Origin of the sequence: Rhodococcus sp. 06-235-1A, from assembly GCF_002258785.1 — a bacterium.
Classification (GTDB): Bacteria; Actinomycetota; Actinomycetes; order Mycobacteriales; family Mycobacteriaceae; genus Rhodococcoides.
On sequence record NZ_NOYI01000011.1, the window covers coordinates 224121 to 240072 of the forward strand.

The following is a 15952-nucleotide window of genomic DNA, read 5'->3' on the forward strand; positions in this document are numbered from 1 at the left end:
CTGGCAAGGCCCGGCCCGGCCATCATCGACGACAGGGGATCGACGGGTGACAATGATGGCAGAACGCCCCGAATTCAGATCACCGAACACCGGCAGCAACTCCAAAGCCGAGTATTCCGAGCGCGACCACTCGATGATCGACTACGCGTTGCGGTGGGTGAACCACGGCGGCGGACCGGACAAGGACATCCGCGCCCGGTTCGGCATGACATCCCGAGAGTTCTACCGCGATATCGTCATGATTCGCGACCGCGACCGCGACCGCGACCGCGACCGCGACCGCGACCGCGACCGCGACCCCGGCAGCGTGTTCGGTCGCGGACTCAGTCCGGTCATGGTGGCCCGCATCAAAGCAATTGCGCGACGCCGTATGTGGGGCTCGTCGTGATCGTGCCGCGCAGCGTAGCATCAGCCCGGCGTTCGCATGCTGGGGAATGCAGTTGTCCCTGACTCGGTCCGAAGCTGCGGGTCCGTGGCGGAGCGGGGATTCCGACCTATGGAGACCCACGGTCTCGGCGATCGACGTGTCGGAGTGCGTGCTCGATGTACTAGTCGAGCTTCCTGTGAACTCTTTGGCACTCTTTGCTTTCAAGTCGGCCGTACTCGACGCCATCCTCTCCAGCATGACTAACACGCGCAAGTGGACGGTTGTCCAGAGCCAGAAACGCTGTGGTCAGCGACCCATCCTGCGGCGAGGGTGCCGACCGACTTGCCAACCACGAGATGGGGGAGTCCACCGACCTGATCGACGAAGTGGTCAACGGCACTGTCCACTAGCTCTTGGCGCTCCTCTGCCGGCTGGTCCATCGGCATGTTCCACACGGCCGTCCACACTTGCCAACCCTGCAGAGCCAGCGCTCGCGCAGGCCAGAACAAACCCGGCCTGTCGATGTCGAACCGAGCGCCGGGTAGGCGCACGACAATCGGATGGTTCAGCCCTGAATGCACCTGGCACTCCAATGCTCGCGGCGACAAACGCCTCGCCGCGCAGATCTCGTTACTGTCAGACGACCTGCCGTCCGAGGCCGTACAGCGGTCGAGGGCGACGATGTGGGACGTCGTCCGGTTCACCGAGTACCACCGATACGAATTGGTTTTCGTCGGGAACGTCGTCGAGATTTACGCATGGCCTCTCTACAGGCCATGGATCGCGGCGATGCACGCCCTCGGTTCCGAACATCGCCTCATCTGCCTGGACTTTCGGGACACCAAGCTCCGCTTCTGGAAGGCCGGCAACCGGGCACTTGACTTCGAGACCGTGGTCCGTCCACCGGCAACCTGCTCTCGCTGCGGGCCCGTGCGTGCGCTGCAGGCCTGGAAGAACCCAGCGCTGGCTGTGGGCAAGTACCGCAGCCAGTACTCCTATCGATGCCCGCACGTGCGTGTGCCGATACCGTGCTCGAGCCCGACTGGCTGCCTGCATCGACCATCATCGACTGGACCAAGACTGGCCAGCGAATAGGGGATCGCACTCGTCCCCTGAAGCCGAAAACGATCGCACGAATTCAGGCCGGCATCGACCGCTACTGGGCACGGCCGCAGACCGAGGACGCGAGAGAAGGCGACGGCACGCTGTTCGACTACCGGCCGGCAAGATCACGGCCGTCTGAGGGGCAGGTCCCGGCACTAGAGCCCTTCGTGTCGGTGTTACGGGGCCAATCGAAGAATCATCGAACGTCAGAGGCGCTGTCGACCGTGTCCGCCGGCGGCCGCCACCACGCGGTGATCACCCCGTTCATCGCAGAGCTACGGGGCGGAGGTTCGACAGCACGATCGGTCAGCGACGCTCTCTGCACCGTGACCGCATCGGGCAACCACCACGGCCTGGTCGTCCCAGCTGCTGCTCACCATCGAAAGCCCACACGCCGACCGATCGCTGTCGAAGACCTGTGTTGAGAATGCTCGACGTAACGGAACTCAAAGGAGCAATGGGATTCGCGTCGACGTACGTTCTACGCGGGGGAACCAAGCAGCGAAATGTTCGGATGTGCGGAAACGCGGTTACCCCACCGACCTCGCGAGATATCGTGGGACTCGGCGTGCAGAGCTTGAGCCGTTGACATCGGCCAAACAGTTGTTCTGTAGTTGCATTCATGGTTCCCGGGCAAAGGGGACGCACCGATTCTGTTGTCGTCGCCTCTCCTCCAGTTTGATCATTGTCAGACCCCGTATATGCGGGTCCTGACGGAGATCGGAGAAGTCATGAGCGACGACCGGGCTAGCCGAATCGATCCATCCAGGTTGCACTTGCTCGACATCGAGAACATGGTGTCCGGCGACGTTTCCGCTGTCCGATGCTCCGCCTGGTGGGGGGACTACGTCACCGATGTGGGCGTCGGAGAGCGTGACCAGATTACGGTCGCCGCAGCCTGGCGACATGCCGCGCCGGCATTCTTCGCCGTCCCGGCGAACGCTCGGCGTATCGGTGTCACGTCCGCGCCGGATGCCGCGGACCTCGCGTTGCTCGATTCGGTGGATGTGGAGAGGGTGGCTCACCAACACGATGAGGTGATCATCGCGTCCGGGGACCACATCTTCGCACCGCTTGCACGCGCGCTCCGGGCTGCCGGCGTTCGAGTCGTTCAGGTCGTTGCCTCCGGCGTCGGTGTGAGCGCCGAACTGTACTGCAGCTGTGACGATCTGATCCGTCTTCGTGGATCAAACCGTGTTGTCGAGGCGCGCTGCGAGCATCCGACGATCGCAGCGCGGCGTGTCCCACGTGCGTCCGAGCGCAGCTCGGGTGTCGCCGTGCTCGCAGCGCGGATGGCCGATAGTCGGCCGCAGTTACGGACTACCGATCGGGCAGCGCAATGAGCGGGGAAAGCAGCGTGACGTCCTACGACGACGAGGAGCCAACGGTCTATCCGGACGGGTCGGTCGGCGGCGAAGTCGAGCGAGGGGGTGATGAATTGAGCGGCCAGTACGGGCCGAGTCGTTTCTCCCAGGCGCTCGTGTGGTGCGCCGGCCCGACGTACGTACGTACTGCGCCCGTTGGTACATGGACTCTGCTGCAGAGCGTCGGAGTAGCGGGTTTGTTCTCGACAATGATCGTCGCGCTCAGCGCGACGATCATTGCAGGGCTTGCCGACATGGGTCCTGTGTGGGCATCGATCGTCAGCGTCGTTGTTGCCGCCCTCTACTTTTCGTATCGCCGCCTCGTGGTGGCGACCGTGGCGTCCACGGTGTTCGCGCGGTCGCGACGAACCGGATCGCATCTCGTCAGTGTGGCCGTCATGGCGTCCGTGAGCGTGCTCACTGCCGGGACGGGTTCCTGGGTGTTCGGGATGGCGATCTTCGGGCAAGAGGTTCGCTCTCAGGTCGCGGTGAACGTGGCGATGCATCAACAAGACGACTTGAACGAGTGGTACCGCAGCCGAGAAGCCAACCGCGATGTCGCGTCGAGGATGTACGCCGAGCAACTGGCGCAACCCGAGCAGATGCGAGACAGCCTGCAGGACGCAGTCTCCGGTCTCGAGATCCATGAGGTCGAAGCCCGGCGAATAGCGTTGTGCGAGAGAACGACGCCCGACTGCTCAAGTGGTACAGGCAACGTGTCGGTGGTCCCGAGGGCGGAGTCGGCGAGCAAAGAACTGTCTGATGTCATCGCTGAGCGCACCTCGGCCCAGCGACGGCTTGCCGAGTACACCGTCTTTCCAGTGCCTGCCCCCTTTGACGCAGTCCAACTTGCAACGTGCGGCTACCCGAAACAGACGACCGAGTTGACGCCCTACGATTCCGACCGCTGTCAGGGCATGCTGCTGGTCGAATCGAGCGTCGACCAACTCACCCTCGAGCACCCACCCACGCGCTCAAGCAATGGGCTTCTCCCGCACCTCGAGGCATTCGGATCCCTGCTGTGGAACTCCGAGAACGCGGGCCCGGTCTGGCTCGTCGTGGTGGGACTGTTCCTCGTTCTGGTCAGCGTGGATCTCCTACCTCTGTTGTTTCTCGTGCAGAGCGGCCGACGCGGATGACTTCTAGCTACTTCAACACCTGCGACCATCGTGATGCCGATCCCGTCGGCGTTCAGCAGCATTCGGAAAGGCCACGGCCATGACAACCCCCACCCGACCGGACACGATCACTCGGCCCGGCCCCATCGCACGCTTTCTACTCGGTTGCTGCGGTGCCAACTGGATGCACATCAAGGAAAAAGCGGAGCTCAACTGGTACTGCAGCCTGGGGATGTCGGTCATCGTGACCTCGATCATCTCAGGCATTTCCGCAGTGCTGCTCGCTACCACTGGCTACTCGAATCTGCCGCTGGCGCTGGTGATTGCCATCGGAGTGGTGTGGACGATCGTCGTGTTCAACGTCGACCGCCTGATCGTTTCCCGGCCGCTTACCTCGTCGCGGTGGCAGAGCAAATTCAGCCTGTTCTTCGTGCGCTTCCTCCTCGCCGCGGGCATCGCGATCTTGATGGCCGAGGGCGTTGAGCTGACGCTTTTCGACGACGAGATCTCAGCGCAGGTCGATCGAGACAACAATGCTGCAGCAGTCCGGCAGCAGAACGAGTACAACCAGGCTCGGCTCGATGCCAAGGCATCGGCAGAGCAGAGGTACAAAGAGCAAATCGAGTACCCGAACACAGCCGTCGACCGTCTCACGGCCTCGGTCGATGCCGCGACGAAACAGGTCGAGGACGCGAATCGCGTGCTCAAGTGCGAATCAAACCCGGCACCGGACTGCGAGACGGGAACCGGCATCCCGGGGCTCGGCGCAGAAGGGCAAGAGGCCTCCGCAGCCGTCGCGAGAGCAAACGAAGCGCTTCAGCGAGCAGTCGCTGCGCGCCAGGACTACACGGTGATACTCAAACCATCAGGCTTCACTCCCGATCAGTTGCAAGCGTGCGGCCAAGGACCGACGAGCACTGACCTGACACAGCAGGCCATCGATACATGCCAAGCACAGATTCTGGTCAGCGAACAGGTCAACGCTGTACCGGTACCCAGCGCGGCTGACACCAGCCAGAACGGGCTACTGCGTCGGATCGTCGCGCTGTCCTCACTTGCCTCCGGAGAACACGGAACCACTATCTGGGCAGTGCGCATCCTGTTGTTCATCGTGCTCGCCAGCATCGATCTGGTGCCGTTGACCGCGAAGTTCGTCGGCGGCACCACCGGTCATGACGCGCGGGTCCGCAAGGACAGCATCGACGCGAACAACGAACTGGCTGAGAAGATCAACGACTCTGTGCACGCTGTTCCACACTTCCTGGAAAAGCAGAGGGGATGGAAGAAGCCCGCGGCCGATCAACGCCGCGCGTTCTTCACCGACGTCTTCGAGAAACAAGCCGACGACATTCGGGGGCGCTGGCAATCCCCGACCAACGCCCGTGACGATGTTCTCGACGAGCCGGAGACACTCGTCGACCCGGACTCCGAACCGACGAACGGTGTCGGACCCGGATACGTCCTCCGAACGACTGACGGGGACAAATTCCAGCTCGTGGAACCACTCCCGGACGCTCGAACACGGTGGTACGACCTCTGGCTGTGCACCAGAAAAGAGCGTGAGGACGAAGACCAAACGACTCGGGAGGAATACTTCGTAGCCAAGATCGGGAAAATCGATCCTGCGTTTGCGCCGGCGAAGCAGCCAGCGTTGAAAGGGCTCGAACGCGACGTTCTCGCTCGGCTCATTCCGTTGGGTCGGCACCATGTCGTCGACATAGTCAGTGGACAAGACGTGCAGCTGGACGACGATTCCGAGAGACCGTTCATCGTCATGAGGCACTACCCGCTGGGCGATATGAAGAAGTACGTGGAGGACCGATGGGGTAACGAGGTGCCGATACTCCCACTGCTGGAGTTGATCCACCAGACGCTGGAAGCTCTGCTCGTGACGCACCGCGCCGGCTTCCTGCACCTCGACATCAAGCCTGCCAACGTCCTTGTCGACTTGATCAATGGAGAACCTCACGCTGTGCTCACCGACTTCGGTATCGCCGGAGCGACCCGCGCATTCGATCAAGCAGGGTTCACCGACATGGACTCCACCTTCACCGGCACGTACAACTACGCCGCGATCGAACAGATCCTCCCGGGGCGCGGACTCGGCCATCAAACGGCACTGTGCGACCTGTGGTCAGTGGGCGCAATGGTCTATCGGCTCATCTCGGGGGCGTACCCGCGTGACTTTGCCGAGTCCCGTTGGGTCGACATGCCCCTGCTCGACGACGGCAAAGTCGACCGCCGATCGGACGAGTACCGACGGTGGCTGGAAAAGACCAGGCCTGACGCGCCCCGGCTGGACGTCATCACCCCCGGTGTGCCTACGCCGCTTGCTGATCTCGTCGAACGATGGCTATCGAACAACCCGCTCGACCGAGTTGATCGCACTGCTCTGACGTTGGCCGAGGGTGAGAGCCTGTCCGACCCCGGTGCGCTGCTCGAGAACCGCGGTGACGAAGCCGTGATGTCGGACGCTCTGGCACGCCTCGACTCGACGGTCAGGGGCATACGATGAACAAGCATCTACCACTGAGAGAGGCACGTGCGATGGTCCCCAACTCTTCGCCAGTTCCGCCCGCGAAGATCGGGATCCGCGAGGCACTGCGTACCCGGATAGCCTGCGCTGCTTTGTGGATCGTTTTCGTCGCTGTGCTGGTCTTCGGTGTGGGGAGAATCGACTTCGTCCGTGACAACGCCGCACTGGCAGTCTTTCTCGTGGGAAGTGTTGTCCCACTGATGGTGTGGCGGTTTGCTGGTATTGGCATTTCAGACCTGAAGTATCGCCGCGAACGTGGGCAAGGGATTGGGTCCCAGGCCGGTGCTTCATGGACCGATCGCGAGGAACAGACAGAACACGATCGCTTCGATCCTGTGGCACAATCACAGGCCGCCTCCCCCCGCCGCGACGATCGGAATGACATGTCTCGCAACCCGTTCGACTTCCACGATGAACGCCGGCCGGAGCGAACACCGGCACCGCAACCGTTCGGTCCCGACCGGGTGCTACGGCAAGCGAGTCCGGACGATTTCAGTGCGCCTCGTGCAACGGTCAACCCGGACAGCCTGACCGTCACCCGTCACGTTCCACTCGGCGGTGAAACCGACTCTGTGCAAAGCGAAATGACCGATATCGGTGTGCCCCCTGCGTCTCGCGTAAACGATCGTGGCGAGCCCAGTACGAGCACCCGAGGCGGAGCCCTTGACCGGTTGTTCGGCCGATCGACAGACCGGATCGATACCGAGGAATCGACAGTAGGTCGAATACTGTCGTTTCCCGGCGGCGGCGGCGGTGGCGCACTCTTCTTCGACGCCGACAGCGCGACGGACGCCGGCCCGCGTAAAGAAAATCAGGACTGGGCGATCCTCAGCGGGTCTTTGCTGGGTATAGCCGATGGGGTCGGCGGGCGGTCTGCCGGCGGTCAAGCATCTCGCGCTGCGCTGCGGGCAGTCCGCGATGCGATCGAGGAAGACGGCATGAGTCTGGCGTCGGCGGTTACGCGTGCGAACACCGACGTCCGCGCGCGCCAGGACGACGACCCCGCGGATCGAGGAAGAGCAACGACTCTGGATATCGTTCACTTGGATGAAACCGGCTATCTGTACGGTGCCCATGTCGGTGACAGCCGCGTCTACATTCTTCCTGCGCGAGGTCGGCGACTGAGAAGATTGACGGCAGACCATTCGACCGGCAACACGCTCACACGCAGTATCGGTGGTGCGCGGTCGGTCACGCCCGATGTGTGGGCCCACGAGGCAGAACCAGGCGACATCGTGCTCGTCGCCACGGACGGTCTGTGGAAAGGCTCACTGCACGAGAATGACATCGAATCAACGTTGGTGGAGGCGCGACAACGCTCCACGATTCACATCGCAGAACGCCTCGTTGAAATTGCCAAAACCGGTGCGACCGACAACATCACAGTGATCGTGGGCCGAATCCAGCGCGCGTGAACTACAGAATCCATCGGTTCTGTTCGTGAAGGCCGTAGCACGTCATGCTTTCCTCGACCGAGGAGGAAAGTATGACTGCTCTGATCATCATCGCAGTACTGGTCGCTACAGCCGCTGTCATTGTGAAAGTGGTTCGGACCCAACGCGCACAGGGCACTTTCGCGGGGAACGCTCCTCGCGCCGTCTCCAAGACGGTGCAGGAGCGTCTTCGGGTTCCTCTACCCACCCCCGAAAACGTTAGTGTCCGGGTTCTGGACAAGATCGTGAGCGGTGCGATCGGCACCGCTCGAACGAAGTTCATGCCGGTAGGCGTGCTCCTCGAACTCGCTCCGGAGATGTATGAACGCGTCGTGCCGATCTGGGCGCAGTTCTCCCGTGAACTGGGAGAAGATCTCGCCGCCCGTGCTGAAGCAGAATCGTGGAACTACTCCGGCGTTGCGTTCTCCCTCCGCGCAAACCCGGCTCTCGGCCGACGAGATGTCGAGGTAGTACTTCGCTATCCCGACGGCGACGACTCTCCGACCGACCAAGTCGGCGACGTCCCTCGCCGGCCGCGCGGCGAGGACGACATCACCGATGTCGCGCTGGGTGACGCCTCCGAGCTGTGGTTCGCCGACCTGCCCGACGGTCGACGCGTCGCCCTTCGCAAGGGTCGACGCTACGTGGTCGGCGCATCCTCCACATCCGACATTGTCGTTTCCTCGCGGACCGTCTCACGGGCACACGCTGCCCTGCGCTGGCATCCCGCCGCTCAGGTGGTCGAAGTCGAAGATCTCAACAGCACCAATGGCACCTGGCTCGACAACAGCCGGGTGGCCCCCCGCGAACCGAGGGCGGCGACGTCCGAGTGCGTGATCCGACTGGGAAAGCACGACCGGATACGTCTGGTGAAACGAAGTGCCTCGGGGGCGTCGAGATGATCGCCGACATGCTCGCGACGCTGTCCGTACTGGCGCTCACAGTTCTCGCCCTCCTGCGGGTACACGCGGAAGCGGTGGCGACTCGACCAGCAGGTGGCGGCGCACCCGGTTTCAGCGGCGGGCAGAGTTCCAGCGACCTCGCGGCTCTTGGGGGACCTCCCGCGCTGCTGGTGCTGACTGCAGCAGCCCAGCTGGGTTGGTCCGTGCAGCATTCGTTGCTCTACGTCGCGGCGGCAGCGGCGGTTCCGATCGTGTTGTGTGCGTTCGTTCGGCGCGTTGTGGGCGCATCCGCCTCCCTCGTGATCCCAGTCGCCGCCTGGACCCTCACGTGCCTCGGTGCCGTGACGGCGGAGAGGCTCTATCCGGATAGCGGCGTCGACCAGGCGCGGTGGGCCATGGTCGGGGTGGCCGCGTTCCTCGTCGCTGCGTGGATCGGCAGTACGTGGAACACCACCGCTCGCTCGATCACGGGGACAGGCGTAGCGGTCGCAGGTTGTGTCGCACTGACGCTTCCCCTCATGCCCGGGATCGGCGTACTAGTCAACGGTGCCCCCGGTTGGATATCCGTCGGGCCCTTCGTCGGACAGACAGGCGATCTGGCCAGAATCCTGATCATCATCGGATTGGGATCGATGCTGTATGCCGCGGGACCAGCGCTGCGAGCCGGAAGGGTTACGCCCGCGTTGCTAGCCTGCTGGCCGGTCGCCTTCGCCGCGGCCCTCGGTGGCTACGTATCCGACCTCGGTCCGGTACTTGTGCTCACCGGTGCAGTAGCAGTCATGCTGATCGTGTGCGGCCCGCCACCGCGCGTCTGGATCGGCTTCACGGCCGTCGGTACAGTCCTCGTCGTCGCAACCTTTTTCGGTGTGGGAAAGCTCCGCGCCCGCATCGACCAGATGTTGAACCCCATCACGTCCGACGGACAGCTTCAGAACACAGGCGCGGCACTTCGGTCGTTCGCGACCGGAGGCTGGCTCGGCACCGGCTTCAACAACGGATCCCCGCTCGACGTCGCCAACGTAGAGAACGACTTCGTCCTCGCCGGCATCGGAGAGGAACGGGGAGCGATAGTGGTCATAGCAATCTGTTGCCTATTCGGTGCCTTGGTCACCGCCTGCTGGCTGTCGGCAATCCGTGCCACCAGCGCAGGGCCACGCCTGATCTCGACCGGCCTGGCAGCCATGGTGTCCGTGCAAGCCCTGTACGTCACGCTCGCCACCATCAACAAGGTGCCTGTCACGGGGATGGTCGTCCCGTTCCTCTCCAACGGAGGAAGCTCGCTGACCTGTATGTGGATCGCCGTCGGGCTTATCGTCGGCATCGGATCCCACCGCTGGCGGCCGGTTCCAAGCGTCCCCGAACTCCGCGTTGTCGCACGCGTCGACCGAACGAAGTGGGCGATCCTCGGACTGTGGTTGATCGTCATCACTTTGGTTGCCTGGCAAACCGTCGCACCCGAAGTTCCCGCACGAACCGCAGCCCAGGACGCCGCGTCACGAAACCCCGGCCCGGTTGTCTTCCGCGACGGGACGCCGTTCCTCGTCCCATCGACGATGCGTGACGCGACCACCGATGCCGACGTGCAAACCCGCACCCTGGAGTCGTCGATACCGCAGCTCAACGGAGACATCGACGCCGCCTACTTCGTCGCCACGAACATGAGCGCCGGCACTTGCTTACGACCGTGGCTGGAACACCTTGTTGTCAAGAAGGTATGCGAATCACCGACAATGGTCACCTCCCTCGATTCAGCGGTCCAGACCGCTGCCCGCGACGGTCTCGAAACCCGCGGATACGAAGGGGACGTCGTAGCCTTGGACCTAAAGGACGGCAGTATCCTCGGCCTCTACTCACGCCGCTCGGACCAACATTCCTACGACGCCGGCTACCCGGCGGTGTATTCGCAAAGCGCACCGGGATCGACGTTCAAAACCATCGTCGCAGCCAGCGCCCTGAGCGCAGGACAGAACACCACAACGCCGGTTCGCGACGAATACACACCCCCGGGCGGGGTCGGCATCGTCCACAACGCCGGCAACGTCGAAGGCGGCGGCGATTTGACCCAGGCACTTGCGGAGTCCAGCAACACCGCATTCGCCGAGATCGCCATCCGAACCGGTCTGCAGTCGATCACCCAGATGACCGCGGTGCTCTCCGCCGATTCCGCCGATTCCGCCGACTTCCCGACTCACCCCGGCATCGTCGTGGGAGGCGTCGGCGATGACCCAGATGTGCTTGCGCGCACGGGATTCGGTCAGCAGGACGTCCGCGCATCACCGTACGAAATGGCCGTGGCGGTGGGCCGACTCGCGACGAACGGAGCTCTACCCCGAGCGCGGGTGCAGCTAGGGCAATGCACAGACGACCAGCTGGATGTCGACTCCGTTACGTCGCCACCGGCGACCGCACTCGTTCTCGACGACCCGGTTACCGCACCCGTGCTCGACGGTATGCGGGCGGTGGTGCAGGACGGACACGCAGGCGAGCTCGGGGATCTCTACATGCCGGTCGCCGCGAAGACCGGCACCGCGGATGACGACCGCGGTTCCTACGACGGTTGGGTAGTCGCACTCGCGCCGGCAGAGAACCCCGGAATAGTCATCGCCGTCCGAATCTTGGGCGGTGAACAGTCGCCTCGATCCGGTGCAGCGGATGCCGCTCCCGTCGCAGCCGAGGTAGCGGTGGCGGCAATCGACGCAGTACGAGAAGATATCGACCCGTGTCGCAAACCACAAAGAACGCAGGGGAAATAGTTCATGACGACAACGAATTACACCACGGTCGAAGTGTGGGCCTCGGACATCGTCAAGTACCGAGATGACGGTGCGAACAACCGTCGCGTCCCCGTCGTAAGGTTCAGCCCGCCGAAACAGGTCGGACCTGCGTTCCAGCTGCAGGAAGGGGACCGCCTCGAAATCGGTAGGCCCACCAAGAACATCACCGACGGATACACGCGACTCGATGTGCCGGATGCGCATAAGGCGTTCTCTCGGAACAGTTTTTTGATCACGGAGAGGGCGGACGCGACGCAGGTTAGGACCAAGCAGCGCGGGGGCTGCCATATCCAGTGGTGGGGTCACGCAACCGCTAGAGCGCTGAGAATGAACGAAAATTTCTTCGTGACAACGGATCCCACGTCGTTCCGAGTCGATTGCTCGGGACCGTTGGAACGCGGTCAAACGACATCCCACGAGCAGGCAGTCTGGGTTCTCGTACATCCGGGCAGGGTGCATCGGTTGCCACCGACCTCCCCGAACTATGTTCCGGGCGAATTAGAAACCGGTCTCACAGCCGGAGAAGACACCACTGACGAGTACTTCTTCCCAAAGGTCGTGCCGGGGACCAAGGCTCACAAGGAGTATCTCGCCGCACTAGAGCTTATCGAATGGCACTTCAGCGATCTTCTGGAGTGGCCGCCGCGTTTCGAGCCTTCGGCGAGCAGGCCCGGGCTCGCTGGCGAGCGTCAGAAGGTGTTGCTTTTCCGTCACGCCCTGACCCAAGTCGGGCACCACGTCGATGCCGACGCCATTCACGCTCTCCCGGATTCGTTTCTACAGTGGATCGTCGCGCACAACATGCTGTCGTTCCACGATCATCGGCAAGACTCGCGCCTGGGATCGCTCGACTAAGTCACTGTCCGGGCGTATCGCCGTGTTCCGTCAAGATTGCGGGCGAAACACACTGACTCGGCACGGCTGTACGACCGCAGTGATCAGGGCGTCCGCCAAGGTGGGATCGCTCGCAGGAAGCGATCCCACTGCAAGCACCAGCCTGTTATTTTGAGTGACGTCTCGCGCCGCCCACGTTTCCGGGAACGCTGCCATGTCGTCCTGACCGTCGGCCGACTCGGCTGCACGATTGGTCGTCCGCGCTCCGCCGTCGAACGCCGGCCGAACCACACACCCAGACGCGAGCATTACAGCCAAGCACACCTTCGCAACTACCTCGGCGCGTCCGGACCGGGCTACGAGCTGCTGGGACGCCGCCTCTATCAGATCAAGAAACTCCTGATCTCCGTCGCCGAGTGAGGTCAAATATTCGTGCCACGGCTGCGCGTACGGACGTTCGGTCAACGCGACTCGTCGAGCGCGTGCGAGTTGCTGTTCGAGGACGAGATCAGCGGTATCGCGGCGCAGTTCGATCGGACCTCGAACATCAACAGCGTGAACCCGAATAGTGTTGTTGCTGTGGGCCGCTAGCAGATCCCGTGAGACGTGGGAATGGATACGAAAGTTTTCGGTTCCAGTGTGGATCACAGTGCAATCGTCCCCGGCCGAGTCGGTGCTCAACAGGATCGATGAGTTCTGCTCAGTAATTCACGAAGGGTCACTGTTGTTGTCACGTGCGCAACGTCGAGGGTCGTTCAATTAACTACGCTGGGTGGGCAATCCTCTTGCAGGGCTATGGGGCGGGGCTGCGGAACTGTGTCGAGCGACGGCTTCCCCGCCTGGCGGCAAACCAGCTCCAAACCGGGTTGTCGAGTGATGCAGTTCGATCAGGTACTTGGCAAGCCCGGCGAGCTCGTCGCGGAGAAGCAGAGACCGAGACCAAGGGGCGGACACCTGCTAGCTAGATGCCTGCGATCACGTCGTCGCGAAGCGCGTCGGACGACTTAGTGAGGCTCTGTGCTGCGGCAGCAAGTGCTCCTGAGATCAGTCTGAGCTGGTTCCCTTCAGTAGGTTGCCCAGCCTCGGTAGCTGCAGCGTAGGTGTCGAGAACGAGAGCTAGGCGAGCCAGTTCCTCCTGCGTTTGCGCAAGGTCTCGCTTGGTGCCGTCCAGTGTGGACTGCAGAGATTGAATGCGGAGGCCGGCGTCGTGGATCGTAGAACTGGCCTGGTCCAGCGACCTGGTGAGCGTCATGCCTGCGAGAATACATCGCGGATACGAGGTCGAAATGGGACCTACCAACGCTGTTGGCGGCGGAGCGGCCGCGCCGTGGGCTAGCCAAGGTTCGAGTAACTGATGGGTTCGTGGCCGTCCTCTGGCCAGGCAAGCGCAATGTACTTCTGGACGTCTGTCGAGGGTCTGTCGAAGCGATACGAAGCAGGTTGTACCGTCGCGCTGTTCTCGGGCACCCCAAGGCCGAGGTTCAGGTTGAGTGCCCCGAATTGAACTGTCGCACCCCATACCTCGTCGTCAATTGTGTGGTTGATGACGCCGATGGATTCTGGCGTGCCCATGGAATCGACTCGGTGCCTTCGAGCATAGAGTCCCCATCGGTTAGGAAAGACTGCTCCGCGCCACAAAATATCATGGAGCGCAACTCCTGGTTGTGTTCTGACTGATTTCAGGGGTGTCCCGCCTGCGCCGAATGAGTGTGAGGCCACGCCCCCCAGAACAAGTTTGAGGAGCCAGAGTTGTAGTCGTGGTCCACTGAGAAGGAGGAAATGATCGTCGGCCGGCCCCAGGAAAGGGGCTGTCTTGCTCGCCAATGACAGCTGCATGTCTCGTACTGCCTGAAAGAACTGTCCTGCAATGGAATCCAAAGGTGACAGTGCATTGTTGTGGCGCTCGCAGAGGATCTTCGAGGCTAGTGCTTTTGTGCCTACCGATTTCGATGCTCCATGCAGCCACGGTGCCCCGCTGAGCATGGGTGCTTTTCCGTCGATGTGCAGCTGTCGGTGAATGTTGGCACTGATCCAATGCTCTCGGCTGATCTTGTCGGAACAGTCTGCTCCCGCCTGGCCGAAGCACTCGGGGTGTGCGTAGCCAGTGCGAGCATCGTTCAGGAGGGGTGGCGGTTCCGAGGCGATCCAGCGACCGGCTGCAGTTGCATGGCAGGACCGTGTCCGCCGGCGGGATCCGCAGAGGCAGTCGTCGTCGAGATCGGGTCCCACTCTTTTGGTACTCCGCTTGTATCCGGAGGAAGTGAAGACGGAGTCGTCGAGAAGAGGAAGGGGCCGCGGCACGTGAGCGATCCTATTCCGGCATTGGCTTCGGACAGGGCGCACCCTGTCCCCGGCACCGAGTGCGCCGGGGACAATTGAGGCTGCTGCCGGGTTGCGTCCTGTCAATAGTTGTGATCCCAAACGCTCTGTTTGCCAACATATTTCGAAGATTCTTGCGTCTGTCAATGCAGGCGTTTCGATGGTAGATTCAGAGGCGTTCTGTTGATCGGCGGACTGACCATCCGTCACCCAAATTGAGAGGCTGAAATCTGCCATGACATCAATCGTCGATTCAGTGTTACCAGTTGCGTCCGTGCTCGAGGTGGCCTTCGACAACGGGTCTCTAGGGGGTGCCGACTGGTCGAACCGGGCCGTCGTGCTCGAAGCCTTGCCAAAGCCCCTGGTTGCGGGATACCCCGCAGAGGGGGCCTATGTACAGATATGTGACGGAAGCGGCGGTATCGCCGCGTCAGGATGGTTCTCGGTGGACGAGCGCAATGCCACCGAGACCCATGCAAGCGTTGCTGTCGTGTGGCGTGAGCCGTTGATGGCCGTCGAGCACACCTACAAGAGCTGGACGGGGTTGGTGCGTCCACGTGACATCTCACCGGTCACAGTCTCACCGGGTACCGCTCCCGCGTGGTTCGGTGAGTACGTGCGGCCCATCCACGAACGGGCCGCTGTCGAACGGACCTTGCAGGCCGTACGCGAAAGCGCCAATACCGAGCGTGCGAACCATCACGAGTGGGTTAGACGGTTGAACGAGTCCGCGTGCGAATGGGCGGACGAGAACAGTCTTTGCAGCGAGTTCGAGAGGTTCTGCGAACAGTGGGGGCTCGAAGGCCGAGAACGTGACTTCGATGTCACAGTTGATGTCACAGTTTCATTAACAATGACGCGACCGGCGCGTAGCCAAGAAGATGCGGGCGAGTCCGTAGATCTCGACGATGTACGGGGCAGCATCTACGGGACAATTTCTCCTATCTTGATGTGAATTTCACTGTGGGGGAGTAGTAAAGCAGTATCGCAGTGGGGTGCGCGCAGCGTGCCCCACTGCGGATGCGGTTCATCGGTCGGGGCGCGCAGCGGTCCGAAAGTGTCCTGATATGAAACATATTGGGAGACAACCAAGATAGTTGACCCGTTGGCCGTTGGCGCGCAGCGCCCGGCAAGGAAAGTCCGCATGAGGCCGCCTTGGCGGCCGGCTTCTGGCGGTGGGCGCGCAGCGCCCACCAGATCC

The 15952-nt window shown here is 62.4% G+C and carries 15 protein-coding genes; 13 read left to right on the top strand and 2 right to left on the bottom strand.

Features of this window, described 5'->3' with window-relative positions; translation table 11 throughout:
• Positions 1-46 precede the first annotated feature (46 nt).
• The 12 genes from CH275_RS10310 (at position 47) to CH275_RS29465 (ending at position 13023) form a co-directional block, all read left to right on the top strand.
• Entirely contained in the window at positions 47-388 is a 342-nt protein-coding gene (locus CH275_RS10310) for a DUF3263 domain-containing protein (protein ID WP_143546747.1), read from the top strand.
• Positions 389-648: 260 nt separating this feature from the next.
• Positions 649-777, top strand: a complete 129-nt coding sequence (locus tag CH275_RS29970) for a hypothetical protein (protein WP_256990961.1) — start codon at positions 649-651, stop codon at positions 775-777.
• A gap of 591 nt (positions 778-1368) precedes the next feature.
• On the top strand, positions 1369-1896 hold the full coding sequence (locus CH275_RS10320; RefSeq protein WP_143546748.1) for a hypothetical protein: 528 nt from the start codon (positions 1369-1371) through the stop codon (positions 1894-1896).
• Positions 1897-2202: 306 nt separating this feature from the next.
• A complete protein-coding gene (locus CH275_RS10325; RefSeq protein ID WP_179276093.1) occupies positions 2203-2814 on the top strand; it encodes an NYN domain-containing protein in 612 nt (203 codons plus the stop codon).
• Positions 2815-2828: 14 nt separating this feature from the next.
• On the top strand, positions 2829-3974 hold the full coding sequence (locus CH275_RS10330; protein ID WP_179276094.1) for a DUF4407 domain-containing protein: 1146 nt from the start codon (positions 2829-2831) through the stop codon (positions 3972-3974).
• Positions 3975-4053: 79 nt separating this feature from the next.
• On the top strand, positions 4054-6468 hold the full coding sequence (locus CH275_RS10335; protein WP_094677758.1) for a DUF4407 domain-containing protein: 2415 nt from the start codon (positions 4054-4056) through the stop codon (positions 6466-6468).
• A 404-nt stretch (positions 6469-6872) separates the two neighbouring features.
• Positions 6873-7904 (top strand): PP2C family protein-serine/threonine phosphatase, encoded by a 1032-nt coding sequence (locus CH275_RS10340; protein WP_179276095.1) that lies wholly within the window; start codon positions 6873-6875, stop codon positions 7902-7904.
• 71 nt (positions 7905-7975) lie between these two features.
• Entirely contained in the window at positions 7976-8824 is an 849-nt protein-coding gene (locus tag CH275_RS10345) for an FHA domain-containing protein (RefSeq protein ID WP_179276096.1), read from the top strand.
• Positions 8821-11577 carry an FtsW/RodA/SpoVE family cell cycle protein gene (locus tag CH275_RS10350; protein WP_094677764.1) on the top strand — a complete coding sequence of 919 codons (2757 nt, stop codon included), beginning with the start codon at positions 8821-8823 and terminating at the stop codon, positions 11575-11577. The genes CH275_RS10345 and CH275_RS10350 overlap by 4 nt, the downstream gene beginning before the upstream one ends.
• A 483-nt stretch (positions 11578-12060) precedes the next feature.
• Positions 12061-12453, top strand: coding sequence for a hypothetical protein (locus CH275_RS29780; RefSeq protein ID WP_143546749.1), 393 nt, complete (start codon positions 12061-12063; stop codon positions 12451-12453).
• A gap of 150 nt (positions 12454-12603) precedes the next feature.
• Positions 12604-12852, top strand: a complete 249-nt coding sequence (locus CH275_RS29190; RefSeq protein ID WP_143546750.1) for a hypothetical protein — start codon at positions 12604-12606, stop codon at positions 12850-12852.
• A gap of 12 nt (positions 12853-12864) precedes the next feature.
• Positions 12865-13023 (top strand): hypothetical protein, encoded by a 159-nt coding sequence (locus CH275_RS29465; protein WP_179276098.1) that lies wholly within the window; start codon positions 12865-12867, stop codon positions 13021-13023.
• Positions 13024-13393: 370 nt separating this feature from the next.
• On the opposite strand, the gene CH275_RS10365 is transcribed toward CH275_RS29465, so the two are convergent.
• Complete coding sequence (locus tag CH275_RS10365) at positions 13394-13684, bottom strand: hypothetical protein (RefSeq protein ID WP_094677770.1); 291 nt, start codon at positions 13682-13684, stop codon at positions 13394-13396.
• An 80-nt stretch (positions 13685-13764) separates the two neighbouring features.
• Positions 13765-14004: a hypothetical protein gene (locus CH275_RS10370; protein WP_094677772.1), complete on the bottom strand. Its 240-nt coding sequence runs from the start codon at positions 14002-14004 to the stop codon at positions 13765-13767.
• 982 nt (positions 14005-14986) lie between these two features.
• Here CH275_RS10370 and CH275_RS10375 point away from each other — a divergent pair.
• Positions 14987-15706 (top strand): hypothetical protein, encoded by a 720-nt coding sequence (locus CH275_RS10375; RefSeq protein ID WP_143546751.1) that lies wholly within the window; start codon positions 14987-14989, stop codon positions 15704-15706.
• Positions 15707-15952 lie beyond the last annotated feature (246 nt).